The sequence below is a fragment of the Nocardia stercoris genome (assembly GCF_003696265.1).
GTDB classification, from domain to species: domain Bacteria; phylum Actinomycetota; class Actinomycetes; order Mycobacteriales; family Mycobacteriaceae; genus Nocardia; species Nocardia stercoris.
In genome coordinates this window covers 596,967-623,957 of the sequence record NZ_RFFH01000002.1, presented here as the reverse complement: position 1 = coordinate 623,957, position 26,991 = coordinate 596,967, and the positions used below count along the sequence as shown (strand labels likewise).

25 protein-coding genes are annotated in these 26,991 nt (G+C 69.7%); 15 read left to right on the top strand and 10 right to left on the bottom strand.

Translation table 11 applies throughout. The features are described 5' to 3' along the window. The first annotated feature begins 21 nt into the window (after positions 1-21). From EBN03_RS08255 to mnhG, 8 genes are all read left to right on the top strand, one after another. Positions 22-2,211 (top strand): AAA family ATPase, encoded by a 2,190-nt coding sequence (locus EBN03_RS08255; RefSeq protein WP_122187286.1) that lies wholly within the window; start codon positions 22-24, stop codon positions 2,209-2,211. Between the two features lie 167 nt (positions 2,212-2,378). Then, positions 2,379-3,800, top strand: a complete 1,422-nt coding sequence (locus EBN03_RS08250) for a glycosyltransferase family protein (RefSeq protein ID WP_122187285.1) — start codon at positions 2,379-2,381, stop codon at positions 3,798-3,800. 40 nt (positions 3,801-3,840) lie between these two features. Next, positions 3,841-6,654 carry a Na+/H+ antiporter subunit A gene (locus EBN03_RS08245; RefSeq protein WP_122187284.1) on the top strand — a complete coding sequence of 938 codons (2,814 nt, stop codon included), beginning with the start codon at positions 3,841-3,843 and terminating at the stop codon, positions 6,652-6,654. Then, entirely contained in the window at positions 6,651-7,046 is a 396-nt protein-coding gene (locus EBN03_RS08240) for a Na(+)/H(+) antiporter subunit C (RefSeq protein WP_122187283.1), read from the top strand. Before EBN03_RS08245 ends, EBN03_RS08240 begins: the two co-directional genes overlap by 4 nt. Before the next feature lie 22 nt (positions 7,047-7,068). Next, the gene (locus tag EBN03_RS08235; protein ID WP_122187282.1) at positions 7,069-8,670 is read left to right on the top strand and encodes a Na+/H+ antiporter subunit D; all 1,602 of its coding nucleotides are present in this window, start codon (positions 7,069-7,071) and stop codon (positions 8,668-8,670) included. Further along, on the top strand, positions 8,667-9,188 hold the full coding sequence (locus EBN03_RS08230; RefSeq protein WP_122187281.1) for a Na+/H+ antiporter subunit E: 522 nt from the start codon (positions 8,667-8,669) through the stop codon (positions 9,186-9,188). Before EBN03_RS08235 ends, EBN03_RS08230 begins: the two co-directional genes overlap by 4 nt. Continuing rightward, complete coding sequence (locus EBN03_RS08225; RefSeq protein WP_122187280.1) at positions 9,185-9,445, top strand: monovalent cation/H+ antiporter complex subunit F; 261 nt, start codon at positions 9,185-9,187, stop codon at positions 9,443-9,445. The genes EBN03_RS08230 and EBN03_RS08225 overlap by 4 nt, the downstream gene beginning before the upstream one ends. After that, the gene (gene mnhG / locus EBN03_RS08220; protein WP_233608237.1) at positions 9,442-9,783 is read left to right on the top strand and encodes a monovalent cation/H(+) antiporter subunit G; all 342 of its coding nucleotides are present in this window, start codon (positions 9,442-9,444) and stop codon (positions 9,781-9,783) included. Before EBN03_RS08225 ends, mnhG begins: the two co-directional genes overlap by 4 nt. 59 nt (positions 9,784-9,842) lie before the next feature. On the opposite strand, the gene EBN03_RS08215 is transcribed toward mnhG, so the two are convergent. The 5 genes from EBN03_RS08215 to EBN03_RS08195 form a co-directional block, all read right to left on the bottom strand. Continuing rightward, entirely contained in the window at positions 9,843-11,198 is a 1,356-nt protein-coding gene (locus tag EBN03_RS08215; protein WP_122187279.1) for a phosphatase PAP2 family protein, read from the bottom strand. Between the two features lie 80 nt (positions 11,199-11,278). Then, positions 11,279-12,418: a glutamate--cysteine ligase gene (locus EBN03_RS08210; RefSeq protein ID WP_122187278.1), complete on the bottom strand. Its 1,140-nt coding sequence runs from the start codon at positions 12,416-12,418 to the stop codon at positions 11,279-11,281. 16 nt (positions 12,419-12,434) lie between these two features. Continuing rightward, the gene (sodC, locus tag EBN03_RS08205; protein WP_122187277.1) at positions 12,435-13,115 is read right to left on the bottom strand and encodes a superoxide dismutase[Cu-Zn]; all 681 of its coding nucleotides are present in this window, start codon (positions 13,113-13,115) and stop codon (positions 12,435-12,437) included. A 126-nt stretch (positions 13,116-13,241) separates the two neighbouring features. Beyond that, positions 13,242-13,835, bottom strand: coding sequence for a LytR C-terminal domain-containing protein (locus EBN03_RS08200; RefSeq protein WP_122187276.1), 594 nt, complete (start codon positions 13,833-13,835; stop codon positions 13,242-13,244). Between the two features lie 53 nt (positions 13,836-13,888). Beyond that, complete coding sequence (locus EBN03_RS08195) at positions 13,889-14,200, bottom strand: DUF3263 domain-containing protein (RefSeq protein ID WP_122187275.1); 312 nt, start codon at positions 14,198-14,200, stop codon at positions 13,889-13,891. Between the two features lie 120 nt (positions 14,201-14,320). Here EBN03_RS08195 and EBN03_RS08190 point away from each other — a divergent pair, with 120 nt between their 5' ends. The 3 genes from EBN03_RS08190 to EBN03_RS08180 are packed head-to-tail and all read left to right on the top strand — an operon-like array spanning position 14,321 to position 16,724. Next, positions 14,321-14,929 carry a peptide deformylase gene (locus EBN03_RS08190; RefSeq protein ID WP_122187274.1) on the top strand — a complete coding sequence of 203 codons (609 nt, stop codon included), beginning with the start codon at positions 14,321-14,323 and terminating at the stop codon, positions 14,927-14,929. Continuing rightward, positions 14,916-15,881 (top strand): N-acetylglutamate synthase, CG3035 family, encoded by a 966-nt coding sequence (locus tag EBN03_RS08185; RefSeq protein WP_122187273.1) that lies wholly within the window; start codon positions 14,916-14,918, stop codon positions 15,879-15,881. Before EBN03_RS08190 ends, EBN03_RS08185 begins: the two co-directional genes overlap by 14 nt. 27 nt (positions 15,882-15,908) lie before the next feature. Next, complete coding sequence (locus EBN03_RS08180; protein ID WP_122187272.1) at positions 15,909-16,724, top strand: exodeoxyribonuclease III; 816 nt, start codon at positions 15,909-15,911, stop codon at positions 16,722-16,724. 43 nt (positions 16,725-16,767) lie between these two features. Here EBN03_RS08180 and EBN03_RS08175 read toward each other — a convergent pair whose 3' ends face one another. Next, the gene (locus EBN03_RS08175; RefSeq protein ID WP_122187271.1) at positions 16,768-18,594 is read right to left on the bottom strand and encodes an acyl-CoA dehydrogenase; all 1,827 of its coding nucleotides are present in this window, start codon (positions 18,592-18,594) and stop codon (positions 16,768-16,770) included. Between the two features lie 92 nt (positions 18,595-18,686). Beyond that, positions 18,687-19,652, bottom strand: a complete 966-nt coding sequence (locus EBN03_RS08170; RefSeq protein WP_122187270.1) for an oxygenase MpaB family protein — start codon at positions 19,650-19,652, stop codon at positions 18,687-18,689. A gap of 203 nt (positions 19,653-19,855) precedes the next feature. Here EBN03_RS08170 and EBN03_RS08165 point away from each other — a divergent pair, with 203 nt between their 5' ends. The 3 genes from EBN03_RS08165 to fahA all read left to right on the top strand — a co-directional run bounded on the left by EBN03_RS08165 (position 19,856) and on the right by fahA (position 23,070). After that, positions 19,856-20,482 carry a TetR/AcrR family transcriptional regulator gene (locus EBN03_RS08165; RefSeq protein ID WP_122187269.1) on the top strand — a complete coding sequence of 209 codons (627 nt, stop codon included), beginning with the start codon at positions 19,856-19,858 and terminating at the stop codon, positions 20,480-20,482. 103 nt (positions 20,483-20,585) lie between these two features. After that, positions 20,586-21,797, top strand: coding sequence for a homogentisate 1,2-dioxygenase (locus EBN03_RS08160; protein ID WP_122187268.1), 1,212 nt, complete (start codon positions 20,586-20,588; stop codon positions 21,795-21,797). Positions 21,798-21,882: 85 nt separating this feature from the next. Beyond that, complete coding sequence (fahA, locus tag EBN03_RS08155; RefSeq protein WP_233608236.1) at positions 21,883-23,070, top strand: fumarylacetoacetase; 1,188 nt, start codon at positions 21,883-21,885, stop codon at positions 23,068-23,070. An 87-nt stretch (positions 23,071-23,157) separates the two neighbouring features. Here fahA and EBN03_RS08150 read toward each other — a convergent pair whose 3' ends face one another. Next, positions 23,158-23,454, bottom strand: coding sequence for an antibiotic biosynthesis monooxygenase family protein (locus EBN03_RS08150; protein WP_122187267.1), 297 nt, complete (start codon positions 23,452-23,454; stop codon positions 23,158-23,160). A 3-nt stretch (positions 23,455-23,457) separates the two neighbouring features. Further along, positions 23,458-23,793, bottom strand: a complete 336-nt coding sequence (locus tag EBN03_RS08145) for a hypothetical protein (protein WP_122187266.1) — start codon at positions 23,791-23,793, stop codon at positions 23,458-23,460. Between the two features lie 259 nt (positions 23,794-24,052). Here EBN03_RS08145 and thiC point away from each other — a divergent pair, with 259 nt between their 5' ends. Then, the gene (gene thiC, locus EBN03_RS08140) at positions 24,053-25,690 is read left to right on the top strand and encodes a phosphomethylpyrimidine synthase ThiC (RefSeq protein WP_122187393.1); all 1,638 of its coding nucleotides are present in this window, start codon (positions 24,053-24,055) and stop codon (positions 25,688-25,690) included. Positions 25,691-25,720: 30 nt separating this feature from the next. Here the strand turns inward: thiC and EBN03_RS08135 are convergent, their stop codons facing one another. After that, a complete protein-coding gene (locus EBN03_RS08135) occupies positions 25,721-26,764 on the bottom strand; it encodes an AraC family transcriptional regulator (protein WP_122187265.1) in 1,044 nt (347 codons plus the stop codon). Positions 26,765-26,991: the final 227 nt, after the last annotated feature.

Sequence of the window (26,991 nt, the reverse complement as noted above, 5' to 3'; positions counted from 1 at the left end):
ACTCTGGCGCACAATGATCGAGTGCCTGAACTGTCGCTGACCGCCCGGCTCAACTTCTCCGCCGCCGATGCCCGCCGGGGTGTGGTCCGGTTGCATCCGGAAGCGCTGGCCGCCTTGGGTCTGCGCGAGTGGGACGGGATCGCGGTGCTCGGCGCCCGGCGGACCGCGGCGGTGGCCGGTATCGCACCGGCGGACACGCCCGCCGGCGCGGTGCTGCTCGACGACGTCACGCTGTCCAATGCCGGGGTCCGGGAGAACGCCACCGTCACCGTCGCGCCGGTGACGGTGCAGGGCGCGCGGCAGCTGTCGGTCACCGGTTCGGCGCACGCGGCCGCCACCATCCCGCCGGAGACGCTGCGGCAAGCCTTGCTGGGCAAGGTGGTCAGCGTCGGCGACACCGTCTCGCTGCTGCCGCGCGATCTGGGCCCGGGAACCAGTTCGGCGGCCGCCACCCAGGCGCTGTCGCGGACTTTCGGGATCGCCTGGACCTCCGAGCTGCTCACCGTCACCGCGACCGATCCGGCGCCGGGCCCGGTCAGTGTGCAGCCGAACAGCGCGGTGGTGTGGGGTCCGGCGGTGGCCGGCGCCGCCGCGGATGCTCCGCCCGAGGCGGCGGCACCCGCGGCGGTGCGGCCCGCGCGGCCCGAGGCGGTGGCGCCGGCCGAACTGGTCGGGGTGCAGGCGCAGGTCGCGAAGCTCACCGAGTGGCTCAGCCTCGCGCTCGACGAGCCGGATCTGCTCCGAACTCTCGGCGCCCCACCACATCTCGGTGTTCTGATCACCGGTCCCGCCGGCGCCGGCAAGGCGACCCTGGCCCGGGCGGTGATCGGGGCGCGGCGGCTCGTGGAGCTGGACGGGCCGTCCGCGGGTGCCACGGAGGCGGGCAACCGGCTGCGCGCGATCGGGCTGGCGGTGGCCGATATCTGTTCCGGCGCAGGCGGAGTCCTGCTCATCACCGATATCGACGCCCTGCTGCCGAGCGAGCCGGAACCGGTCGCCACCCTGATCCTGGACCAGTTGCGGGCCGCCGTGGCCACCCCGGGCGTCGCGTTCGTGGCGACCACCGCGCATCCGTCCGCCCTCGACGCACGGTTGCGGGCGCCGGAACTGTGCGATCGCGAGGTGGCGCTGACCCTGCCGACCGCCGCGGTGCGTAAGGCCCTGCTCGCCGAGCTGCTGCGCAAGGTCCCGACCGAGGATCTGGATCTCGACGATATCGCCGCGCGCACACCGGGTTTCGTGGTGTCGGACTTGGCGGCACTGCGCCGGGAGGCCGCCATGCGGGCGGCCGCGCGGGTCAACCACGATCGGGCGGACCCGGCCCTGACGCAGGCCGACCTGTCCGGGGCACTGCAGGTGATCCGCCCGCTGTCGCGTTCGGGCACCGAGGAATTGGCGATCGGCAGCCTGTCGCTGGACGACGTCGGCGATATGGCCGAGACCAAGCAAGCGCTCACCGAGGCGGTGCTGTGGCCGCTGCGCCACCCGGATTCGTTCGCCCGCTTGGGGATCGACCCGCCGCGCGGCGTCCTGCTCTACGGCCCGCCGGGCTGCGGTAAGACCTTCCTGGTCCGGGCTCTGGCCGGCAGTGGGCAGCTCAGCGTGCACGCGGTCAAGGGCGCCGAACTGATGGACAAGTGGGTCGGTTCCTCCGAGCGCGCGGTCCGCGAATTGTTCCAGCGGGCAAGGGATTCGGCGCCTTCACTGATCTTCCTGGACGAGATCGACGCCCTCGCGCCGCGCCGCGGGCAGAGCAACGACTCCGGCGTCGGCGACCGGGTGGTGGCCGCGCTGCTCACCGAACTCGACGGCGTGGAGCCGCTGCGTGACGTGGTGGTGGTCGCTGCCACCAACCGTCCCGAGCTGGTCGACCCGGCGCTGCTGCGCCCGGGCCGCCTGGAGCGGCTGGTGTTCGTGCCGCCGCCGGACGCCGCCGCGCGCGCCGAGATCCTGCGCACCGCGAGCCGCGCGGTCCCGTTGGGCGCCGACATCGAACTGCCGGCCGTGGCCGAAGAGCTCGACGGCTATTCGGCGGCCGACTGCGCGGCCCTGCTCCGCGAGGCCGCGTTGGCGGCGATGCGGCGGGACGTGGACGCCGCCACCGTCACCGGCGCGGATCTCGCGACCGCCCGCGCCGCGGTCCGGCCGTCGCTGGACGCCGCCCAGGTCGAGGCCCTGCGGCTCTACGCCGAACGGCGTGAGACGCGCTGACCGAGTCCGCCGACCCGGCGCGGTCGGCGCGCTGAACCGGGCGCGCGCGACACGCTGAACCCGACGCGAAACGGGGAATCGGACGGCGAATTGCCCCCTGCGAGCAATATGCCCGCAATCGGCACGTCGAGCCCCCGCGACCCGGCCGCACCGGTACTTTGCTCTGGGTGCGGAGGTTCGGCGTTGCGCTGGAATCGATCACGACCTGCCTGGCGACCATGGTCGCCGGGCTGACAGTGATGCTCCCGGTGAACTACGACTGGTCTCCCGGCAGCTCGGTCATGCAGGTCAACCTGCTCTCGTCCAGCCTGCCCAAGGCGATCGCGACCGGCGCCGTCACCGCGGTCATCGTCGCGGTGGTCACCGCCGTCATGCCCCGCTTGATCTCGGCCTGGGTCGCGGCACTGGCCGGAATCGGCCTCCTCTATATCGACCACTCGATCACCGCCCACACCACCGTGACCTCGACCATGGCCACGGTCAACTTCCTGGACGCGGTCGGCGGCGGCGTGCTGCTCGGTGCGGTCGCGGTCGCCGCGGTGCGGGACCGGCCGCAGATCCTCGGCTGGTCGCTCGGCGCGGCCGGCGCCATCATCGTCGGATCGACACTGCCCGTCGCGCACAATGCCGTGGTTCTGGGCGCAAACGAACTCGAGTTCTGGAGGCACGGCAACCTGCCGCCCATCCTGTGGCTGCGCGTCGTCCTCGTCCTGGTCCTGATCTGCGCGGTGATCGACCGCCGCCGGGTCACCGGCGACACCCAGGCGCCGGACCTGCCGATCCGGCCGCTGCTGGCCGGCGTCGTGGTGGTCACCGCCGCGCTGGTCGGTTCGCTGTGGCTGGCGCCGCGCGGCGACGACGTCGCCGATATGGTCCTGGTGGTCGGCGCGACCCTGGTCGCGTCCTGGGTGGCCGCCCTGCTCATGCCCGATCGCGACGGCGCGCTGTTGCTGATGACCACCGCGCTCGCGGCCGTCTCGGCCGGGTTGGTCCCGCAACAGGTCGGCCGGCCGCTGGCGGCCCTGCTCATGGCGATGGTGGCGGTCGGCGTGCTGGCCGGATTCTTCCGGCCGCTGCCGTTCACCGCCTTCGCCGGGATGATCCTGGCGGCCGTGTACGGCATCGCCTACTGCGCCGACAATGTCACCGGGGTGCTGCACCCGAGCGTGGTCGCCGCCGCGATCGCGCTGATCGGCGGGCTGTGCTTCGGCAGCTTCCGGCCACAGAACCCGTCGAGCTGGGTGGTGGGAACCGTCGTGATCTTCGCGCCGACCGCGATCATGGCGCTGCGCAACGAGTTGCTGATGCCCGACTTCGGCACGGTCACCGTGACCAACGGCCGCTGGATGCTGTACCCGATGCCGCCGATGCGGTCGGCGACCCCGCACGTGGCCGGGCTCGTGCTCACGATCGGCTGCATGCTAGGGCTGGCCGTGCTGTATCGGCTGCGGCCCGAATCCGCGCCCGCGGCAACCGAACCACCCGCTCCCGACGCGGGGTCGCCGGCCGATAGCGGTGATACCCACGACGGCTCGGCAATGGCCGACACCATAGATCCGTTGGCCGAAACCGGCGAGTCCGACACGTAGGATCGAGTCCTTACACGCCGCAGAGTCGTCGGAGTGCCGTTTGCTGCCCATCCTGCTCGCACACGCGCTGGCCGCCTTGCTCGCGCCGGCCTGCGTACGCGCACTGGGACGCCACGGCTTCTATCCGGTGGCGCTGGTCCCCCTCGGCGGCCTGATCTGGGTTCTGACGCATTGGAATTCCCGGCAGCGCGTCGAAATCGCCTGGGCGCCAGGCATACACCTCGATTTCGACGTCCGCTTCGACGATCTCTCCTCGATCATGTCGACCCTGATCCTCGGCATCGGCACCCTGGTCCTGATCTATTGCGCGGCCTACTTCTCCGACGACCAGGACCGGCAGCGGCTGGGCATCTTCGCCGGATACATGGTGGCCTTCGCCGGGGCCATGTTCGGGCTGGTGATCAGCGACAACACGTTGCTGCTCTATACCTTCTGGGAGGCGACGACCGTCCTGTCCTTCCTGCTGGTCGGCCATCACGCGGACCTGCTGCCCGGGCGGCGCGCCGCGTTGCAGGCGCTGCTCGTCACCGGCGCCGGCGGGCTGGCCATGCTGGTCGGCATCGTGGTGCTCGGCGAGCAGTACAACACCTACCGGCTGTCGACGCTGCTGGCGACGGCCAACCCGCAGAACCTGAGCACGACGGTGGCGCTGGTGCTGATCCTGATCGGCGCGCTCGCCAAGTCCGCGATCGTCCCGCTGCACTTCTGGCTGCCGGGCGCGATGGCCGCGCCCACCCCGGTGTCGGCGTATCTGCACGCCGCGGCGATGGTGAAAGCCGGTGTGTACCTGGTGGCCCGGCTCGCGCCCACGTTCGCGGTGTCGCCGCCGTGGCATCCGATGGTGCTCGGGCTGGGCCTGCTGTCGATGATCTTGGCGGGGCTGCGCGCGCTGCAGGTGCACGATCTGAAACTGGTGCTGGCGTTCGGCACGGTCAGCCAGCTGGGTTTCATGATGACGCTGGTCGGGATCGGCACCCCGGACGCGGGCCTGGCCGGGGTGAGCATGGTGATCGCGCACGCGCTGTTCAAGGGCGCGCTGTTCATGGTGGTCGGCATCGTCGACCACAGCGCCGGCACCCGGGATCTGCGGCGGCTCTCCGGAATCGGGCGGCAGGCGCCGGTGCTGGCGGTGGTCGCGGGACTGGCCGCGCTGAGTATGGCCGGGATTCCGCCGCTGTTCGGTTTCGTGGTCAAGGAGAGCGCTCTGGCGGCGATCCTGGACGCACCCAACCTGTCCGAGCCGGTGCGGCTGGTCCTGATCACCGGCGTGGCGGCGGGTTCGATCCTGACCCTGGCCTACAGTGCCCGATTCCTGTGGGGCGCCTTCGGAACCCGGCGGGCCGCCGACGGCACACCCGAGCCGCCGTCCCACTGGCATCCGCCGTCGGCGGCGTTCCTGTCCTCACCGGCGGTGCTCGCGGTCGCGAGTCTGGTGGCCGGTCCGGCCGCGCTCACCTTGGACCGGTATCTGCGGCCGTACGCGGAGACGCTGCCCGGCGAGCTGACCGGGCATTTACGTCCCTGGCACGGTTTCGGGGTGCCGCTGACCCTGACCCTGGTGATCATCGGCTGCGGGCTGATCCTGTTCGACATCCGGGACCGGATCGGTGAATCCGCCACGCCGCGCCTGGGTAACGCCGACCGCGCCTACGACGCGACCGTGCGCGCGATGGACCAATTGTCGCTGCGCATGACCCGGGCCACCCAGCGCGGTTCGCTGCCGCTGACCCAGGCGCTGATCCTGACCACGCTCGTGGTGCTGCCGCCGGCGATGCTGTTCACCGCCGAGCGAGTCCCGATCCGGATGCGGCCGTGGGAGTCTCCGTTCGAGGTGGTGATCGGCGGCATCATGCTGTCGATGGCGTTCGGCGCCACGATCATGCGCAACCGGCTCGCGGCGGTGCTGCTGGTCGGGGTCACCGGGTACGGCTGCGGTGTGATCTTCGCGCTGCACGGCGCACCCGATCTGGCGCTGACCCAATTCCTGGTCGAGACACTGACTTTGGTGATCTTCGTGCTGGTGCTGCGCAAGTTCCCGGCCGAGGTGGAGCCGTCGCGCCAGGCCACGGGCAAGCTCTACCGGTCGCTGCTGGCGGTCGGCGTCGGGCTGTCGGTCTGCGTCCTCGCCGCCTTCGCCACGGCCGCCCGCTCGACCGAGCCGATCTGGCACCGGATCCCCAGTGCCGCACAGGCATTGGGGGGCAAGAACTCGGTGAACGTGCTGCTGGTCGACATCCGGGCCTGGGACACCTTCGGTGAGATCTCGGTCCTGGTCGTCGCCGCCACCGGCGTCGCGTCGCTGATGTTCCGCAACCGCCGGTTCGGCACGCTGCCGCGGGTGGCGGACGCGCCGGGCTACGACCCGAACCCGGCCTCGGACTACTGGCTGTCGGCGGCCGCGCTGGTCCCGCGCGGCGAACGCTCGATGGTGCTGGCCATGACCACCCGGCTGCTGTTCCCGACCATCATGGTGCTGTCGGTGTACTTCTTCTTCTCCGGCCACAACGCCCCCGGCGGCGGTTTCGCGGGCGGGCTGACCGCCGGACTCGCGCTGGTGCTGCGGTATCTCGCGGGCGGCCGCTACGAGCTGGCCGAGGCGCTGCCGGTGGACGCCGGGCATCTGCTCGGCGCCGGTCTGCTGCTGGCCGCCGGAACCGCCACCGGCTCACTGGTGTTGGGCGCGCCGCCACTGTCGTCGGCGGTGATCGAGCTGCATCTGCCGGTGCTCGGCGAGATCCATCTGGTGACCGCCACCCTGTTCGATCTCGGTGTCTACCTGATCGTGCTGGGCCTGGTGCTGGACGTGCTGCGCAGCCTCGGCGCCCGCCTCGACACCGAGGAAAAGGTGCGATGAACTTCACCGAGAGCTCCGACATCACGCTGCTGGTCCTGATTTTCGGGCTCGTCACGGCCGGGGTGTACCTGGTTCTGGAACGGGTCGTGTCGAAGATGCTGTTGGGGCTCATCCTGATCGGCAACGGGCTCAATCTGCTGATCGTCACCGTCGCGGGCCCGGCCGGGCGGCCGCCGATCCTCGGGGAGAGCGACAAGGCGCATTCGACGATGGCCGATCCGCTGGCGCAGGCGATGGTGCTCACCTCGATCGTGATCACCATGGGCCTGTCGGCGTTCATCCTGGCGCTGGCCTACCGGGCCTACTGGTTGACCACCTCCGAACAGGTCGAGGACGACCCCGAGGACGTGAAAGTCGCGGCCAAGCGCGAGGGCGAGGACCCGGAACAATGAGCGGACGAAGCGAGGCGCAGCGATGAGCCTCACCACCGAATCCTTCGCCCCGGCGGTGTTGGTCCCGCTGCCGGTGCTGATCCCGATGCTCACCGCCGCCACCACGCTCATCGTGGGCCGGCGTCCCCGGTTCCAGCAGACGGTGTCGGTGGCCGCGCTGTCGGCGGTGGTCGCGGTGACGGCGCTGCTGCTGGTCCGGGTGGACCGGCACGGCACGCTGGTGGTGCAGGTGGGCGGGATCCACACTCCGATCGGGATCACGCTGGTGGTGGACCGACTGGCGGCGGCGATGCTGCTGGTGTCGGCGATCGTGCTGCTCGCGGTGCTCGTGTACGCGGTCGGGCAGGGTATCTCCGACGGCACCGAACGGCAGCCGACCTCGATCTTCCAGCCCACGTATCTGGTACTGAGCGCCGGGGTTTCGATCACCTTCCTGGCCGGTGACCTGTTCAATCTGTTCGTCGGGTTCGAGGTGCTGTTGGCCGCCTCGTTCGTGCTGCTGACGCTGGGCGCGAGCGCGGAGCGGGTGCGGGCCGGGGTGTCGTACGTGATGGTGTCGATGGTGTCGTCGCTGATCTTCCTGATCGGCATCGCGCTCGCCTACGCCGCGACCGGCACGCTGAACCTGGCCGATATGGCAACGCGCACACCGCAACTGCCCACCGGGGTGCGCAGCGCCATCTTCGCGGTGCTGCTGGTGGCGTTCGGGATCAAGGCCGCGGTGTTCCCGCTGTCGAACTGGCTGCCGGACTCCTATCCGACCGCGCCGGCGCCGGTGACCGCGGTGTTCGCCGGCTTGCTCACCAAAGTCGGTGTGTACGCGATCGTCCGGACCCGGACCCTGCTGTTCCCGGAGGGACGCTTCGACACGATCCTGCTGATCTGCGGTCTGCTCACCATGCTGGTCGGCATCCTGGGCGCCATCGCGCAGAGCGATATCAAGCGGCTGTTGTCGTTCACCCTGGTCAGCCACATCGGATATCTCATGTTCGGGGTCGGGCTGGGTACCGCGGCGGGGCTGGTGGGCACGGTCTTCTATGTGGCCCACCACATTCTGGTGCAGACCACGCTGTTCCTGGTGGTGGGCCTGATCGAACGGCAGGCCGGGTCGGCGTCGCTGGACCGGCTCGGCGGGCTGCTGCGGACCACACCCGTACTGGCCCTGCTGTTCGGTATTCCGGCGTTGAATCTCGGTGGTATTCCACCGTTCTCGGGATTCATCGGCAAGGTGGCGCTGCTGCAGGCGGGCGCGAAGGCGGGCAGTGTCCTGGCCTGGGTGCTGGTGGCGGGTGCGGTGGTGACCAGCCTGCTGACCCTGTACGCGATGGCCCGGGTGTGGTCGAAGGCGTTCTGGCGGCCGCGGTTACAGGCCCCGGAGGGCACACTGTCCGATGCGGCGCCGTCGGCCCTGATCGACGAGTCGGCCGAGGACGTGCTGTTCTCCGAGCGCCCGCATCCGGGCCGGATTCCGCTGCTGATGCTGGTGCCGACGGTCGCGCTGATCGGGGTGGGGCTGGCGATGGCGGTGTTCGCGGGACCGCTGCTCGGGATCGCCGAGCGGGCGGCCGCCGATCTCACCGATCGCGACGGCTACATCGGCACCGTGCTGGGAGCGGGCCGGTGAACCGGGACCGGCTGGTCCGGCTGGGTGTGCTGCTGTGGCTGGCGCTGGTGTACACGGTGCTGTGGAGCGATTTCAGTGTGGCCAATATGGTTGCCGGACTGGTGATCGCGGCTCTGATCACGATGTTGCTGCCACTGCCGCGGGTGTCGATCCACGGTCGGCTGCACCCGCTGTCGCTGTTGTGGCTGGTCATCGTGAGCACCTATTACGCACTGGAATCCAGTTTTCAGGTCGCCTGGTTCTCGGTCCGCCCGGCGGGGGCGCCGGTGTCGGGGGTGCTGCGGGTGCGGATGACGATCCGCTCACCGATGGTGCTGGTGCTGTGCGCGGACGTGCTGAACCTGATCCCGGGAACGATGGTGCTGGAACTGGATCGGGACACCTCGACCCTGTGGGTGCACGTGCTCGACGTGAGCAGCGACGAATCGGTGGACTACTTCTATCGCACGACGCGCCGGCTGGAACGGCTGTTGATCTCGGCGTTCGAGCGGCCGAACGAATGGCAGGAGGACACATGACCGTGGTCACCGCGATCGCGGCCGTCATGCTGGTCGCGGCGGCGGTGCTGACCAGCTACCGGGCGCTGGCCGGGCCCGGCACCCTGGACCGGGTGGTGGCGGTGGACTCGCTGGTCGCGCTGTCGGCGTCGGGGCTCACGGTGTGGGCGGCCTTCAGCGACAACACGACTGTGCTGCCGGGGGTGGTGGCGCTGGCGCTGGTCGGGTTCCTCGGCTCGGCGGCCGTGTCCCGCTTCCGGGTGCGGGACGATCGGTGAGCGCGCTCGACGCCGCGTTGCGGTTCCTGGCGGCGACGCTGCTGCTGGTGGGCAGCTTCCTGTCGCTGACCGCGTCGCTGGGGCTGGTCCGCTTCCCCGACACCCTGTCTCGGATGCACGCGGCCACGAAACCGCAAGTGGTCGGGCTGATCCTGGTGCTGCTGGGCGCGTCGGTCCTGCTGCGCGGCCACCGCGACGTGTGGATGCTGGTGTTGACCGGCTTGTTCACGCTGGCGACCGCGCCGGCCATCGCCCATCTGATCGGCCGCACCGCCTATCGCGAGGAGCGCCGCAACGAAGGCCTGATGCTGTACCACGAACGCGAGGACGACCTCTGAGGCCCGGCCCGCCGGGCGCGGAAAACGGGGCGGCCGAACGTCTTACGCCGCGACTGCGATCAGCTGCGGACCGGCACCGGGTCGGCCCGGCCGATCAGCGCGGGCGCCGGGAACCAGGTGGCCCAGAACATCCGCGCGTACATCGCGACCGCGCCGATCGCCATCAGCCCGGCGGGCAACGGGTGCGCGGCCATCCACTCCGCGCCGTACCGGTAGGACAGCAGCAGCACGGCCAGCAGTGCCGCACCGCCCGCGACGAGCCCGGCTCGGGTACGGTCCCAGCCGCGTTCGGGTTCGCGCAGCGCGCTCTCCAGGGCCAGGCAGAGTACGAACCCGGCGACCAGGTCGGTGCCGTAGTGGTAGCCGAAGCCGAGGGTGGCGCCGAGGGTCGCGGCGAGCCAGAACGCGCCGAGCCAGCGCAACCACCGGGGTGCCAGGCTGCCGTCGGCGGCGCGGCGCGAGTGCAGGAAGACACTCGTCGCCCACGCGGTGTGCATGGACGGCATGCAGTTGCGCGGGGTGATGTTGTCGAACGGCATCGAGCCGGGGTTGTGGTCCAGCGGCGGGACGGTGTGCGGCCAGTAGTCGCCGAGCGAGAACTGGTGTCCGAAGCTGCCGTAGGCGAAGATCGGCCCGACGACGGGGAACAGCACGTAGCAGATCGGCCCGACCAGGCCGAGCACCAGGAAGGTCCGCACGATGTAGTGCGAGGGCCACCGGTCGCTGGTGACGACGTTGCGCAGCTGCCAGATGGCGACGAGTCCGGCGCCGAACGGCAGTTCGAGGTAGACCCAGTGCAGTACCGACGCGAGCGCCGGCGCCGCGGCCAGTACGCGGCCCATGATCCAGGACGGCTCACCGAAGGCGTGGTCGGCGAGCACGACGTAGCGGTCCTGGACGCTGGGACCGGCCAGCACGGTGATGCGCAGCCAGACGTCGCCGACCATGGTGGCCAGAATCAGCAGCGCGCCGAGGGCGGCCGCGTGCAGCGCGTCGGCCCGCTTCTTGCCTTCCCAGCCCAGCCAGGCCAGCAGCACCAGCCCGGTGATCGCCACGACCGGGCCGTTACCCAGAACGAATCGGCCGCCCAGCAGTACCCGGACTCCGGCGTAGACCGCGTCGAGGAGCACCGCTGCCCCGAATACCAGTGCGCGGTAACGCCAGGTCAGCCCGACCAGGGTCAGCAGCAGTGCCGCCCAGGCGGTGGAGAAGGACTTCGGGACCCCGGTGTAGTCGTGCCAGAGCGTCTCCAGCGGACCTTCGAAGTTGTTGCGGGAGGCCACGATCTGCAGCGTGATCAGGAACAGCGGGACAGCGGCGAAACCGATCGAGCGCAGGGCCCGGCGGGACGGAACCGCGTACCGCCGACGGTGAGGTGCACCGCCGAAGCTGGAGCGCGGGTCGTCGAGGAGCATTCGACCATAGTAAACACGCGATGAACGTCGCCCTTCTCACCAGGTGGTGGCGAGAAACCCCAGGCGAACATTTGCGGAGGTCAGGCCTCCAGTTCACTCACCACGGAGTCGACGACGGCGACCAGATCGCCGTCCGATTCCGCCGCGACGCGGCGCTGCCGTTGATAGGACGCGCCCCGGACCGGGATGTCGGCGACCGCGGCCAGCTCCGCCGCGCACCCCAGCCGGGCGGCGGTCGGTTCCAGCCGGTTCAGCAGATCGGTGAGGTCGTCGGTGACCAGCCGTTCGTTGCCGGCCGCGTCGGTGATGACGATCGCGTCCAGGCCGTAGCGGGCGGCCCGCCACTTGTTCTCCTGCACGTGCCACGGCGGCATCGTCGGCAGCCGCTCCCCGGCCTCCAGCCGCCGGTCCAGGTCCACCACCAGGCAGTGGATCAAGGCCGCGAGCGCGGAAAGCTCTGCGCGACTTGGTGTTCCGTCGCAGACCCGGACCTCGATCGTGCCCCACTTGGGTGCCGGCCGGATATCCCAGTGCATCCCGCCGAGCTGCTCGAACACCCCGGTCTTGAGCTGATCGTGGACATAGTCCTCGAAATCGCCCCACGCCTCGAACTGGAACGGCAGGCCGGCGGTGGGCAGCTGCTGGAACATCATCGCCCGGTTGCTCGCGTACCCGGTGTCGATCCCGGCCCACATCGGCGAGGACGCCGAGAGCGCCAGCAGATGCGGATAGGACAGCAGCAGCGAGTTCAGGATCGGAAAGACCTTCTCCCGGTGCGAGATTCCCACGTGCACGTGGACACCCCAGATCAGCATCTGGCGGCCCCACCACTGGGTGCGCTCGATGAGCTCGTCGTAGTGCGGGCTGCGGGTCAGCTGCTGGGTCGACCACTGCGCGAACGGATGCGTGCCCGCACAGAACAGATCGACCCCGAGCGGGTCCGCGGCCCGGCGCACGACGTCCATGGCGCCGACCAGCTCGTCGACCGCCTCGCCGGCGGTGTCGTGCACCCCGCTCACCAATTCGACGGTGTTGCGCAGCAACTCCTTGGTGACCATCGGCCGCCCGTCGGCGGCCCGCAGCTCACCGACCTCGTCGAGGATCGCCGACGCGGTGCTGGAGAGATCGCGGGTGTCCCGGTCGACGAGCGCGACCTCCCACTCCACGCCGAGCGTGGGGCGGGGCGAGTTGTTCCAGGCTACTGTCCGAATACCGCCCATGCCCCACCTTTGCGTTCTAGCCGATGACTCCGCAGGCGACCCGGGGGCCGGCGTCGCCGGTGGCCATGGAGTCGGCGTCCGGACCCGTCGCGCCACCCGGCTGGGTGTAGCGGGTGGGGATGTTGCCGAAGTCGTCGGCGTTGGCGTGGATGATCAGGGCCTTGCCCTTGATGTCGTCCAGCGACACGGAGTCGGTGCTGGTCACCAGCTTGGCGCTACCGTCGGAGCGGACCTCGAGCGAGGTCAGGTCGCCGCTGGCGGGCTTGGCGTTGGCGTCACCGGTCTGCAGATGGCCACCGGCGGACAGGAAGTCACCGGGCGCGCCGCCGGACGGGGCGACCGAGTTGGCCTCGCACTTGCCCACCGTGTGGATGTGCAGGCCGTGGAAGCCGGGCTTGAGGCCGTGCGCGTCGACGGTCAGCTCGAGGTGGCTGCCGGACTTGGTGAAGGTGGCGGTGCCGACCTCGGCGCCGGCGGCGTCCTTCAGCGGCGCGGTGAGCGACTCACCGGCCGGGGCGCCGGCCTCGCTCGAGGTGGTGCCCGCGGGGGCCGCCCCACCGGTCCAGACGGCGGGAGTGGTGCCCTTCACCGAGCTGGACTCCTGGCTGTTGCTGCAGGCCGCGAGACCGAAAACCGCGAGCGCCAACACCGGAGTGACAGTCCGCCAGGACGGGCGACGAGTTGTGGACGGGGCCATCGGGGAACTCCTTTACGAGTACCGAGTTTACGAGTACACCAGGTGGGACAGATTCGTTCCGCTGGAGATCTTGCCAGAGCCCGGTTCGGACTCCGTGTCCGGGATTCGGTAAGTCTTCGTGCGACTTCAATTACCGGTGAGAATGACGATCACGCCCGGCGGCTGATCCGCGATTCCGGGGAAGCGCGGCGCGGCGGTGAGACCCAGCGTCTGCGCGATCGCCTGGGCGGCCGCCTGCTCGCCCGGGGTATTGCCGTAGTACACAGCTGATTTCGGCAGCACGTCGGCCGAATAGTTCCCGGAGCTCACATCGCTCCAGCCGTCGGTGTCCAGCTTGTTCGCCGTGTCGTTGGCGAGTCCCTGCACCGTGCTGTTGTTGAGCACCCGCACCGGCGTCGACTTGTCGAGGGCGCCGGCGGGCGCCTTCGAGGTGGTCGCCGCGGCGGAGGTCGTGGTGGTGGCGGCCGGTGAACTCGCGGTGGGCAGTGCTGCCGCGTCGGGGCTCGGTGCGCCGGTGAGCGGGTTCGCCGAGGTACGCGCGGCGCCGGTCGTCGAGGAGACGGCCGTGGTGGTGCTGGTCGACGGCTGCGACGAGTCGCCCGACGACGAACTCGACAGCGACATCGCACCGATACCAGCGAAAACGATGGCCAGTGCGATCAGCGTCATCGCCAGGGCTCGCAGCGGCGGTCCACCGGCGGGTGGATTCGGGTTGCTCACCAGGCGAGCCTAACCGTAAACCGGGAACGACGGCGTCCCAGTGCGGCTGCCCCTCACACCTGGAAGCCCATTTTGCGCGCCGCCCTGGACTTCTGGCGACTCGCCCGCAATCGGCGCAGGCGCTTCACCAGCATCGGATCGGCTGCCAGTGCCTCGGGCTTGTCGACCACCGTGTTGAGCACCTGGTAGTAGCGGGTGGCCGACAGGTCGAACAGTTCGCGGATCGCTTCTTCCTTGGCGCCCGCGTACTTCCACCACTTTCGTTCGAAATCGAGGATGTCGAGCTCGCGCCGGCTCAGACCGGGGACGGAATCCGTGTCCGGCATCGGGGCTTCGGACAGATTTCGGGCCGCTGCGCTGTCCATTCGCTCATTGAACCACGAACGCCGCGCCGCCGAGATCCGCGTTCCGGCGTGTCGGGCACGTGCCCGCCGGGCGAGTGCGTGTGCCGGATCACCCTCCGGGCCCGCGTAAACTCTGCGACCATGGCCGTTCTCCCCATCCGCATCCTCGGCGATCCGGTACTGCACAATCCGTGTGCACCGGTCACAAAGCTCGAGGACGTCGCCGAGCTGATCGCCGATATGTACGACACCCTCGACGAGTCGAACGGCGCTGGTCTGGCGGCCAACCAGGTGGGCGTGTCGCTGCGGATCTTCGTCTACGACTGCCCCGACGAGACCGCCGGGCGCAGCCGCGACAAGCGCGTGCGCCGCCGCGGCTGCGTGGTCAACCCGGTGCTGGAGACCTCCGAGATCCCCGAGACCATGCCGGATCCCGACGACGACGAAGAGGGCTGCCTGTCGCTGCCCGGCGAGCAGTTCCCGACCGGCCGCGCCGACTGGGCCCGGGTCACCGGCACCGACGAGAAGGGCGAGCCGGTCACCCTGGAGGCCACCGGCTTCTTCGCGCGCATGCTGCAGCACGAGGTCGATCACCTCGACGGGTTCGTGTACACCGACCGGCTGATCGGGCGTAATGCCCGAGCGGCCAAGCGGGCGATCAAGCACAACGGCTGGGGCAAGCCGGGTCTGAGCTGGATGCCGGGTGAGGTGCCGGATCCGTTCGGCCACGACGACGATGACATCGACTGAGCTCAGCGATATTCCGCTCGGCCGGAGGGTCGTGGTGCGTTACCGGTTGCCCGCCGGATCCGAGCTCCGCTTCACCGATGTGATCGGCGAGTTGACCGCGATCGATCCGGTCACCGTCCGTACCGCCGAGGGCGCTACCGTGGTGATTCCCGACGGTACCGTGGTCGCCGTGAAACCCTTGGGGCCCAGGCCGATTCGAACCGGCGAGATCCGGGCACTGGAACTCGCGGCGGCCGCCGGCTGGCCCGGGACCGCGCACGAATGGATCGACGGCTGGCTGCTGCACGCCGGGGCCGGCTACACCCGGCGCGCCAATTCCGCTGTGCCACTGGGTGCCCCGGGCGCACCGGCCGATCTCTCGCACGACACCCTGCACCGGATCGGACGCTGGTACACCGATCACGGTCTGCCGGTGCAGCTGCGGCTGCCCGATCGACTCGCACCGCCGCCGCCGGGCTGGCGGACCTGGGGCGAGACCGTGGTCCTGGGCCTCGACATCGAGAATTTCGTACTGCCGCAGGGTCCGCCGATGGTCCGGGTCGACGCCGAGCCGAACCGGGAGTGGCTGGAGCTGCACCGATTCGCCGGTGAGGACGCCCCCGCGCCGCTGCCGCCGCCACCCGACCCGGCGGTGCTGACCGCCGTGCTCGACGGCGAAGTCGGTTTCGCCACACTGGGATTGCCGTCTCCACTGGCGATCGGCCGCGGCGCGATCACCGGCTCGGGCGACGAGCGGACGTGGGTCGGCCTGTCCTGCATCGCGGTCGCCGCACCGCACCGCCGGCACGGACTGGGTGCCCTGGTGTGCGCGGAGCTCATCCGGTGGGGTCACAATCGCGGGGCCACGCACGCCTACGTCCAGGTCGCCGCGGGCAACGAAGCCGCGCTCTCGCTGTACCGGGAACTCGGCTTCCTCGATCACCATCGCTATCGCTACTGCGCACCGGAATGAGTTGCGCGCGCGGGTAAGGAGGCCGGCATGCGGCTGGCGACGTGGAACGTGAACTCGATCCGGTCCCGGATCGACCGGGTCGTGGCCTGGCTGGACCGGTCCGACGTGGATGTGCTCGCCATCCAGGAGACCAAGTGCCGCGACGAGCAGTTCCCGGCCGAGGCCTTCGAGGCGGCCGGCTACGAGGTCGTGCACACCGGCTACAACCAGTGGAACGGCGTCGCGATCGCCTCGCGGATCGGGATCGAGGATGTGGCGGACAGCTTCCCGGACCAACCCGGCTTCGACAAGGACGCGGGCGAATCCCTGCTGTCGGTGCCCACGGTCGAGGCGCGCGCGATCGGCGCCACCTGTGGCGGGGTGCGGGTGTGGAGCCTGTACGTGCCCAACGGGCGCGCGCTCGCCGACCCGCACTACACCTACAAGCTGGAATGGCTCGCGGCCCTGCGCCGGGCCGGAACCCAGTGGCTGGCAACCGATCCCGACGCGCAGATCGCGCTGGTCGGGGACTGGAACATCGCACCCACCGATGACGACGTGTGGTCGCCGGAGTTCTTCGTCGGCAAAACCCATGTGTCGCAGCCGGAACGGGACGCCTTCGCCGCCGTCACCGCCGCCGGCTACACGGACGTGATGCGCCCGTACGCGCCCGGGCCCGGCGTCTATACGTATTGGGACTACACCCAGCTGCGTTTCCCGCGCCGGGAGGGGATGCGGATCGACTTCGTCCTGGCCTCACCCGCACTGGCGGCGCGGGTGAAGGACGCCGGAGTCGATCGCGAAGAACGTAAGGGCAAGGGCGCTTCCGACCACGCCCCCGTCGTCGCCGAGTTCACCGACTGACGCGGTGCGGCCCGAATTGTCCCGGGCCGCACTCGCATCCGCCTCAGAAGGCGGCTTCGGCCAGCTCCATGATGTCGTTGTCCAGGTTGCCCAGCACCGCGCGGACGCCGGTCAGCAAGGGCAGCTTGTTCTTCGCGAACCAGGACGCGACCGCCACCTTGCCGGTGTAGAAGTTGCGGTCGGCCTCCGACACGTCGCCGGCCAGGGCGGCCAGCGCGATCCGGGACTGTTCGAGCAGCTGCCACGCGATGACGAGATCGCCGGTGGCATAGAGGAACCGGACCGAACCCAGCCCGACCTTGTACAGCTCCTTCGGGTCGTTCTGCGCGGCCATCAGGTGCCCGGTCAGCGTGGCGGCCATGGCCTGGACGTCGCTCAGCGCGGTGGCCAGCAGCTCCCGTTCGGCCTTGAGTTCGCGCACATCGGTGTCGATGCACTTCTGGATCAGGCCGGCCACGTGCGCCAGCGCGATTCCCTTGTCCCGCACGATCTTCCGGAAGAAGAAGTCCTGCGCTTGGATCGCGGTGGTGCCTTCGTACAGCGAGTCGATCTTGACGTCGCGGATGTACTGCTCGACCGGGTAGTCCTGCAGGTAGCCCGAACCGCCGAAGGTCTGCAGCGACTCGGCCAGCGTCTCGTAGGCCCGTTCGGAACCCACACCCTTGACGATCGGCAACAGCAGATCGTTGACCCGCTCGGCCAGTTCGGCGTCGGCACCGTAGGCGGCCTGCGCCACCTCCGGGGTCTGGAACGCCGCGCACAGCAGGTACAGCGCGCGCAGGCCCTCCGAGTAGGACTTCTGCAGCATCAGGCTGCGGCGCACGTCCGGGTGGTGGGTGATCGTGACGCGCGGCGCCGCCTTGTCCGTCATCCGGGTCAGGTCCGAGCCCTGCACGCGAGTCTTGGCGTACTCCAGCGCGTTCAGGTATCCGGTCGACAGCGTGCCGGCCGACATCACGCCGACGGTCATGCGCGCGTACTCGATCACCTTGAACATCTGGGCGATCCCGTTGTGCACCTCACCGACCAGGTAGCCCACGGCCGGGTGGTCGGCACCGAAGGTGAGCTCGCAGGTGGGCGAGGACTTGATGCCCATCTTGTGCTCGAGGTTGGTGACGTAGACGCCGTTGCGCTCGCCCAGTTCCATTGTCTGCGAATCGAACAGGAACTTCGGCACCGCGAACAGCGACAGGCCCTTGGTGCCGGGGCCGGCGCCCTCCGGGCGGGCGAGGGTCAGGTGGATGATGTTCGCGGCGGTATCGCCGACGTCACCACCGGAGATGAAACGCTTCACGCCCTCGATGTGCCAGGAGCCGTCCTCCTGCTTGATCGCCTTGGTGCGCCCCGCGCCGACGTCGGAGCCGGCGTCCGGCTCGGTCAGCACCATGGTTCCGCCCCAACGGTTCTCCCACGCGTACGCCGCCCAGCGCTGCTGCTCCTCGGTGCCCTGCGAGAACAGCACCGAGTGCATGAGCGGACCCATGTTGAAGAAGACGGCCGCGTTGTTGGCCGCGATCAGCATCTCCTGGATCGCCCACATGAGCGAGGCCGGTGCGCGGACGCCACCCATCTCCTCGGGCAGGCCGAGCGCGGACCAGCCGGCCTCGTTGACCGCCTCGACCGTGCGCTTCATCGACTCCGGCACAACGGCCGAATGGGTCGCCGGGTCGAAGGTGACCGGGTTGCGGTCGGCGTCCGCGAACGACTCCGCGACCGGCCCCTGGGCCAGCCGCAGCGCTTCGGCGAGCATGCTGCGGACGGTATCCGAGTCCAGGTCCCCGAAAGCGCCCGCGTCGAGTAGCGCGCCCAGACCCTGAACCTCGAACAGGGTGAATTCGATGTCCCGAAGATTCGCCTTGTAGTGCGTCAACGGCCAGACTCCTTGTACAGCGCCAACTTCTCGATCCCGGGCAGGGTGCCGCACGATCGCTTACCTACGCAAGCGTAGGACCGGGGTGGCCATTACGCGTGATTCGCCACGTGAGGTGCCGCACCCCGGCCCCACCGTTCGCGACCCGCCTCCGGGGTCACGACCTGCGGATTCGCCGGTGTACCGGCGGCGAAGTGCTCGCGCAGCAGGCGCCCGGTCGTCGGCCCGATCGCGGATCCGGCCAGCGCGGTCAGCCGGTCGGGTGCGGCGGCCAGCCGTGCGGCCAAGGCGGTCACCGGGCGGTAGGCGCGGTCCAGGGTCGCGGGCTGGTCGAATCCGCCGAGTACCCGCATCCATTCGGGCAGTGTCGCGACGGCCGCCGGTGCCACCAGATGACTGCCGGCCCACAGCCGCAGACCCCGGTCGCGCGGGGTGTGTAGCAGATAGTGCATGGCGCGGCGGGCGCGCTCGGTGACGCACAGGCCGGGCCGCACGGCCGCGAAGTACTCCCGGACCTCGGCGCGGCTGGTGGGCACGTCGGACGGCTTGCAGGTCTGCAGTTCGGCCGCGATCACGCATTCGGCCCAGTAGCGCCGCTCCTCGGCCGGGGTGAGCGGTCCGGGACCGTAGGTCTCGTAGCACTTGAGCACGGAGTGCCAGCCGGTGACGTGGATCCACAACTGGGACGCCGGGTTGTTGGCGCTATAGCGGCGGCCGGTCACCGGTTCGATACCGGTGGCCTGCGCGTGCACCTTCATCAGCCGCTCGGAGGCCTCGGTCGCCATCCGGCTGTCGGCGACCGCCGCGATGAGGAAGTAGGCGAAGGTGTGGTCGAGCCGGCCCTTGGGATCGGCGTAGATGCCGTTCACGTCGGCGACCGCCGCGGTCAGGTCGGGGTCGAAGTGTTCCAGGACCACCGCGCGCTGAAAGCCGATCAAGGCCGTCGGGGCGGTCCACACCTTCCAGGTGGGTGAGCCCGGGCCGAAGAAGCCGTAGTCGACCTCCCGGATGGTGCGGGCGGGCGCGTCGAACTGCGGACGGGCCGGTCGAACGGTCATGTTGTGCTCCTTTGCACGACCACCGATGGGTCTGTTTCCAGGATGACCGACCGCGGCTTCCGGGGTGGCCCGGAATCGACCGAACGGTCTTCCTTCGTCAATGTAGCATTTTCCTACACTGATGTAGCAATAGCGCGGTGGCGCAGGTCACGCATGCCGCCGGAAGCCGAGGACGCCCCGGTCGGGCCTGATATCGTGGGCCGATGGCTTCGAAATCGGCGGTACCGCCCCGGCAGCGGGCCCGCCATCTCGGGCCCGAGCGGCGCCGGCCGCAGGTCCTCGACGCGGCGCTGCGGATCGCGGTCGAACACGGCATCGGCGCGGTCACCGTCGCCGCCGTCGCGGATTCGCTGCAGGTCACCCGTCCGGTCGTGTACTCGTGCTTCGCCGACCGAGTCGAGTTGCTCGACGCCCTGCTCACCCGGGAAGAGAACTACCTGATCGACAGCGCCTTCGTGGTGCTGCCCCGCCGCCGCGTCGAGGCCGACGAGCAGGTGTTCGTCGAAGGCTTCCAGACCCTGCTGACCACGGTCGCCGCCCGCCCGGACTCCTGGCGCCTGATCTACGGCAATCCCGACCCCGCCCTCGCCGACCGATTCGGGCGCGGCCGCACCATGGCCGTCGACCTGTGCACCCGGCGGCTGCGGCCCACCCTGGCGGCGTGGGGCACGGCGGACGCCGAACGCAAACTGCCCGCCATGGTCGAGCAATGGGTGTCGGCCGGCGAGGGCGCGGTCCGCACGCTGCTGGCCGAGCCGCAGGTGTGGACGCCGGAAGACCTGGGCGCCTTCGTCGGTGCCGCGACCTACCGCGCGCTGCGCGGCGCCTGACGGGGCCGGCGAGCGGCATTTCGCGGCGCCGCGGGCAGGCCCGACTGGCTACGATTGAGGCAACAGCGATCGTTTCCGACCGGCGGCCTGGCGGGAGGCTGAGATGGCGTTCTATCGGCGGCTCGGCACGGTGCCGCCCAAACGGCATACGCAGCATCGCGACGCCGCGGGCGGGCTCTACTACGAGGAGCTGATGGGCGAGGAGGGCTTCACCGGCGACTCCGCGCTGCTGTACCACCGCGGACTGCCGCCTGCGATCGTCGACGCCACGGACTGGACTCTGCCCGATCAACGGCTCACCCCGAATCATCCACTGCGCCACCGGCATCTGCGGCTGCACAACCTGTTCCCCGGATCCGTGGCGGCCGACACCGACGTCGTCACCGGTCGCCGGCTGATCCTCGGCAACGACGACGTCCGGCTGTCCTATGTAGTGGCACAGCGACCGTCCCCGCTGTACCGCAACGCCATCGGCGACGAACTCGTCTACGTGGAGGCCGGGAGCGGCACCGTCGACACCGTGTTCGGGAGCCTGCCCGTGCGCACCGGCGATCATGTGCTGCTGCCGCGCACCACCATCCACCGCTGGCGGCCGAACGGCCCGGAACCGTTGCGCGCGTTGATCATCGAGGCCACGCTGCACATCAACCCGCCGAAGCGGTACCTGTCCCGGTTCGGCCAGTTCCTGGAGAACGCGCCGTACTGCGAGCGGGATCTGCACGCACCGGCCGAGACCATCGCCGAAACGGGCACCGACGTCGAGGTTCTGGTGAAACACCGCCCGGGCCGCGAGATCCGCGGCACGCGCCACGTCTTCGCCACCCACCCGTTCGACGTGGTCGGCTGGGACGGCTGCCTCTATCCCTTCACCTTCAATATCGCCGACTTCGAGCCGATCACGGGACGCATCCACCAGCCACCGCCGGTACACCAGGTCTTCGAGGGCACGAATTTCGTGGTGTGCGACTTCGTTCCGCGCAAGGTCGACTACCACCCGCTGTCCATCCCGGTGCCCTACTACCACTCCAATGTCGACTCCGACGAGGTGCTGTTCTACTGCGGCGGCGACTACGCCGCCCGCAAAGGGTCCGGTATCGGGCAGGGCTCGGTATCGGTGCACCCCGGTGGTTACGCGCACGGCCCGCAGCCGGGCGCCTACGAACGCAGCATCGGCACCGAGTTCTTCGACGAACTCGCCGTAATGATCGACACGTTCCGCCCGCTGAGCCTGGGCGAAGGCGGATCGGCTTGCGAGGACCCCGAATACGCCTGGACCTGGTCCGGGCGCGGGCCGGACGGGGTCACCCGGATATGAGTTCTACCGGCCGGACAACGGCTTGCGGCCGCGGCGCCCGGGCGTCGCGTACCCGGACGCAGCGCACGACCCGACGGAGGTGGCGGTGACAGAGTCCGACACGGTGCTGATCGAGGTGCCGGCGAATTCCGGATTCGGGGTCCACCATCTGCCCTACGGCGTGTTCGCACCGCTGGGCCGGGACTATCGCGTGGGCGTCCGCCTGGGCGACTACGTCCTCGATCTCGCGGTGCTGCTGGGTGATTCGACCTTCGCGCAGCCGACCCTGAATCACTTCCTGGCGCAGGGCCCGGGGCGCTGGCGGGTCTGCCGGCATGCGATTCGCGCGCTCTGCGCCGGGCCGCTCCCCACCGAAGCGGTGTACCCGCTGTCCGCCGTGCACCTGAAACTGCCGGTAGCCGTGGGTGATTACGTCGACTTCTACGCGAGCATCGATCACGCCACCAACCTCGGCCGGTTGTTCCGGCCCGACGGCGACCCGCTGCTGCCGAACTGGCGGCATCTGCCGGTCGGCTACCACGGGCGGGCCGGCACGATCGTGGTGTCGGGCACCGAGATCCGACGCCCGCGGGGCCAGCGCCGAACCCCTTCCGGCGCACCCGCTTTCGGCCCGTCCCAACGTTTGGACATCGAGGCCGAACTGGGCTTCGTGGTCGGTGTCGGTTCCCAGTTCGGCGCCCCCATCCCGGTCGACGACTTCGCCGCCCACGTCTTCGGTGTCGCCCTGGTCAACGACTGGTCGGCCCGCGACATCCAGGCCTGGGAATATCAGCCGCTGGGCCCGTTCCTGGGCAAGTCCTTCGCGACCAGCATGGCGGCCTGGGTGACCCCGCTGGCGGCCCTGCGGGACGCCCAGGTCCCGCTGCCCGCCCAGCACCCGGAACCACTGCACTACCTGCGGGAACAACAACCCACGGGCCTGGACGTCACCATGTCCGTGCGCTGGAACGACACGACGGTGTCGCACCCGCCCTACGCCCGGATGTACTGGTCCCCCGCGCAGATGCTCGCCCACCTGACCTGCAACGGCGCCGCCACCCGCCCCGGCGACCTGTTCGCCTCCGGCACCGTCTCCGGCCCCACCCGCGACCAGGTCGGCTCCTTCATCGAATTGACCTCTGGCGGAACCGAACCCGTCACCGTCGCCGGCGAACCCCGCACCTTCCTGGCCGACGGCGACGAGGTCGTCATCACCGCCACCGCCCCGGGCCTCGACGGGACTCCGCTCACGCTCGGTGAGGTCCGGGGCTTGATCCGACCTGCCGCCGAGTGAACCTCCCGGCGCGGGCACCCAATACGCCACCGACAATTCCGCGGTGGGGTCGCCGCGTCACCTGGCTCGCCGTGACGCGGCTGCCGGTTATTCGACGGTTGCCGCGACGGTCAGGGTGTGCGGGGTGAAGCTCTGGAGCAGCGGGCGGATCGTGCCGGCGCCGTACTTGAACAGGACAGATTCGCGCCAGCGCTGGATCTCGGCGGTGGAGCGCCAGGGGCCGAAGCTGATGAAGACGTTGGGCTGGTCGTCGTCGCGCAGGAGAGTCGCGTGGCCGAGTGGGAAGCCGTCGGCCGTGCGTTCGGCCATTTCTCGCCAGGCCCGGACGAACTCCGCTTCCCGGCCCGGGGTCACCGTCCAGATGCCGAGCGAATAGCTGTCCATCGGTCAGGACGCGTGGGCGCAGGTGGCGCAGGTGCAGTCGGCGCAGGTGCAGTTGTTGCAGCTGTCGGAGCAGTGCTCACAAGAGCAGACGGCGTGGTTGCAGGTGTCGCAGGAACAGTCCGCGCAGGTGCAGTTCGCGCACGAGTCGGTGCAGTGCGGGCAGGTGCAGGTATGGCATTCGTCGTAGTGGACGCCGGCCTCGGTGAGGTGCTCGTGGTGGGCATGGCCGTCGTGCAGGTAGTCGACGTGGTCGCCGTGCACGATGGCTTCGTGGCCGCAGCCCGGGCCGTGCGTGTGGTTGTGGCGCTCGGCGATGCGATGCGGTGTGATGGTCGTCATAGGCGCATTGTCGAACATGTCAGAGTGATGAGCAATTATCCGGCAATTCGCACCCGTCATGTCGCGACCGCCGGTTTCGGCCGACCACCCTCGGTCCGCCGACGTGACGCAGGTCACGAATGTACCCTCGACCTGGGAGAATTTCTGCCAACGGGGGCTCGCACCAGCGGGCTGAGAGGACGGCTAGCCCGATACGGGCGGATCAGGGCCGTCGACCGTACGAACCTGACCGGGTAATGCCGGCGTAGGGAGGATCGCGATGACCGCAACCGATGAGCAGGCGCAGCCGGTGAACACCGTCACCACCGGCCCCATCCAGGGCAGCGTCAAGCACTACCAGGAGGTCCGGGTGGAGAGTGGCGGCGAACCCGTCACGCTGCGCATCCCGGTCCGCCGGATCGTCCAGACCAACGGCGAGATCTTCGACGTGTACGACACCTCCGGCCCGTACACCGACGACGCCGCGGTCATCGACCTCGAGGCCGGCCTGCCGCGACTGCGCGACACCTGGACCAAGCCCGACGTCCCCGGTCCGCGCACCCAGCTGAACTGGGCCCGCCAGGGCATCGTCACCACCGAGATGCACTTCATCGCCGCCCGCGAGGGCGTGGACCCCGAACTCGTGCGTGCGGAGGTCGCGGCCGGCCGCGCCGTCATCCCCGCCAACCACAACCACCCCGAGTCCGAGCCGATGATCATCGGCAAGAAGTTCGCGGTCAAGATCAACGCCAATATCGGCAACTCCGCAGTGACCTCCTCGATCGCCGAGGAAGTGGAGAAGATGGTGTGGGCCACCCGCTGGGGCGCCGACAACATCATGGATCTGTCCACCGGCAAGAACATCCACGAGACCCGCGAGTGGATCCTGCGCAACTCCCCCGTCCCGGTCGGCACCGTGCCGATCTACCAGGCGCTGGAGAAGGTGAACGGCGACCCGACCAAGCTCACCTGGGAGCTGTACCGCGACACCGTGATCGAGCAGGCCGAACAGGGCGTCGACTACATGACCGTGCACGCCGGTGTGCTGCTGCGCTATGTGCCGCTGACCGCCAAGCGCGTCACCGGCATCGTCTCGCGCGGTGGTTCGATCATGGCGGCCTGGTGTCTGGCGCATCACCAGGAGTCGTTCCTGTACACGCACTTCGAGGAACTCTGCGAGATCCTGGCGAAGTACGACGTCACCTTCTCCCTGGGTGACGGCCTGCGCCCCGGCTCGATCGCCGACGCCAACGACGAGGCCCAGTTCGCCGAGCTGAAGACCCTCGGCGAGCTGACGAAGATCGCGAAATCCCATGGCGTGCAGGTGATGATCGAGGGCCCCGGCCACGTGCCGATGCACAAGATCGTGGAAAACGTTCGGCTGGAAGAGGAATGGTGCGAGGAAGCGCCGTTCTACACCCTCGGCCCGCTGGCCACCGACATCGCGCCCGCGTACGACCACATCACCTCGGCGATCGGCGCGGCCATCATCGGCCAGGCCGGTACCGCGATGCTCTGCTACGTCACCCCCAAGGAGCACCTGGGTCTGCCCAACCGCGACGACGTGAAGGTCGGCGTGATCAGCTACAAGATCGCCGCGCACGCAGCAGACCTGGGCAAGGGACACCCCCGGGCCCAGGAGCGCGACGACGCACTGTCCAAGGCGCGCTTCGAGTTCCGCTGGCACGACCAGTTCGCGCTCTCGCTGGACCCCGACACCGCGCGGTCCTACCACGACGAGACGCTGCCGGCCGAGCCCGCGAAGACCGCGCACTTCTGCTCGATGTGCGGGCCGAAGTTCTGCTCGATGCGCATCTCGGCCGACATCCGCGAGGCCGCGGCCGTCCAGGAGGGCATGGCCGAGAAGTCGGCCGAGTTCGCCGAGAAGGGCAACCAGGTCTACCTGCCCGTGGTGTAGATCGCGGAACAGCGTGCCGCCGTGGACCGTTCAGGTCGCGGCGGCACGCTGCGCGCTGGGGGTGCGCCCGGTCCAGCGCAGATAGGCCCGGCGGAATTCCCGGGTGTCGCTGAAGCCCACCTCGCCGGCGATGGCACCGATCGGCAGGCTCGAATCGCGCAGCAGTGTGGTCGCGTGCTGTTGCCGCAGGCGGTCGCGCAGATCGCCGAAGCGGACGCCGGCCCGGGTCAGCCGGCGCTGCAGGGTGCGCTCGCCGATTCCCAGCCGCCCGGCGACCACGGCGACCGTCACGGGCCGCCGAAGGTGTTCGCGCAGTACATCTTCCACGGCGGTGACGATGTCCGGCCGGAGCGTGGCGGGCCGGGCCAGATGTTTCACCGCGTCCAGGGCCATGGTGAGCTGCGCGGGATTCCAGGTGGGCAGCGGCCGGCTCAGCAGTTCCCGGTCGAAGACCACTCTGGTCTGCGCGGCGGCGAAGGTCACCGGGCAGCGGAAGTAGCGGTCGTACGCCCCGGCGTGCGCCGGGCGCGGGTAGGCGAATTCCAGCCCGGCGGGCGAGGCACCGGCGCCGAAGACCGCCCGCAGTAGCGTGACGATCGAACTGGCGCCCTCCTCGCACAGGAACGGCAGCAATTCCGGGTCGGGACTGCGCATCTCGAGCCGGACGGCGAACTGTTCCGGGCCGTGTTCGAGGTGGTAGTCCAGCACGCTGCCCGAGGCCTGGTGCAGGCTCATGGCGACATCCAGTGCGTCGGCCGCGGTCGCGCTGGCGCGACAGGCGAAGCCCAGCAGGCCCCAGGATACGACGGCGTCGCGGCTGCCCACGGCGATGCCGAGCGGCCCGTCCGGCAGTGCGCGCAGCGCGCGTTTCACGATCACCGCGACCTGCCGGTAGGAGAGCCGGGTCTCGGGCAGGGTCAATCGGCCCGGCGTGACGGCGGTTCCGGTGAACCACGGCTCGGTGTCCACCGAGTGGCGTTGTGCGGCTTCGACCAGTCCCAGGATCACGACCGGCGGAATCGTCGCGGCCTCCAGGTCGGGGGCCCGAGATCTCCAGTGGTTCAGTTCGTTCACGAGTCACACCGGCTCCCGCGGCCGCTCTGCCGCATCCTGGTCATATGACCGGGTCATGGTAACGGTAACGGCGCCGCGGGCGGACGAGTTCGCCGCGAAAGATCCCATCGCCACGTGCCGCCTGCCGAATTCGTTACGGCACACCCGCACACAGCACGAGTCGAATAAGTTGTCGCGATTGTAATTTCACGATCTCGAATAAGAGCAAGATCCGCCCGATTGTCGCG

Coding starts and splice junctions, on each gene's coding strand:
- EBN03_RS08185 (WP_122187273.1), top strand. CDS start 14,916: ATGACATCGACTGAGCTCAGCGATATTCCGCTCGGCCGGAGGGTCGTG.
- thiC (WP_122187393.1), top strand. CDS start 24,053: ATGACCGCAACCGATGAGCAGGCGCAGCCGGTGAACACCGTCACCACC.
- EBN03_RS08235 (WP_122187282.1), top strand. CDS start 7,069: ATGAGCCTCACCACCGAATCCTTCGCCCCGGCGGTGTTGGTCCCGCTG.
- sodC (WP_122187277.1), bottom strand. CDS start 13,115: ATGGCCCCGTCCACAACTCGTCGCCCGTCCTGGCGGACTGTCACTCCG.
- EBN03_RS08190 (WP_122187274.1), top strand. CDS start 14,321: ATGGCCGTTCTCCCCATCCGCATCCTCGGCGATCCGGTACTGCACAAT.
- EBN03_RS08160 (WP_122187268.1), top strand. CDS start 20,586: ATGGCGTTCTATCGGCGGCTCGGCACGGTGCCGCCCAAACGGCATACG.
- EBN03_RS08165 (WP_122187269.1), top strand. CDS start 19,856: ATGGCTTCGAAATCGGCGGTACCGCCCCGGCAGCGGGCCCGCCATCTC.
- EBN03_RS08210 (WP_122187278.1), bottom strand. CDS start 12,418: ATGGGCGGTATTCGGACAGTAGCCTGGAACAACTCGCCCCGCCCCACG.
- EBN03_RS08150 (WP_122187267.1), bottom strand. CDS start 23,454: ATGGACAGCTATTCGCTCGGCATCTGGACGGTGACCCCGGGCCGGGAA.
- EBN03_RS08145 (WP_122187266.1), bottom strand. CDS start 23,793: ATGACGACCATCACACCGCATCGCATCGCCGAGCGCCACAACCACACG.
- EBN03_RS08180 (WP_122187272.1), top strand. CDS start 15,909: ATGCGGCTGGCGACGTGGAACGTGAACTCGATCCGGTCCCGGATCGAC.
- EBN03_RS08195 (WP_122187275.1), bottom strand. CDS start 14,200: ATGGACAGCGCAGCGGCCCGAAATCTGTCCGAAGCCCCGATGCCGGAC.
- EBN03_RS08215 (WP_122187279.1), bottom strand. CDS start 11,198: ATGCTCCTCGACGACCCGCGCTCCAGCTTCGGCGGTGCACCTCACCGT.
- EBN03_RS08240 (WP_122187283.1), top strand. CDS start 6,651: ATGAACTTCACCGAGAGCTCCGACATCACGCTGCTGGTCCTGATTTTC.
- EBN03_RS08170 (WP_122187270.1), bottom strand. CDS start 19,652: ATGACCGTTCGACCGGCCCGTCCGCAGTTCGACGCGCCCGCCCGCACC.
- EBN03_RS08225 (WP_122187280.1), top strand. CDS start 9,185: ATGACCGTGGTCACCGCGATCGCGGCCGTCATGCTGGTCGCGGCGGCG.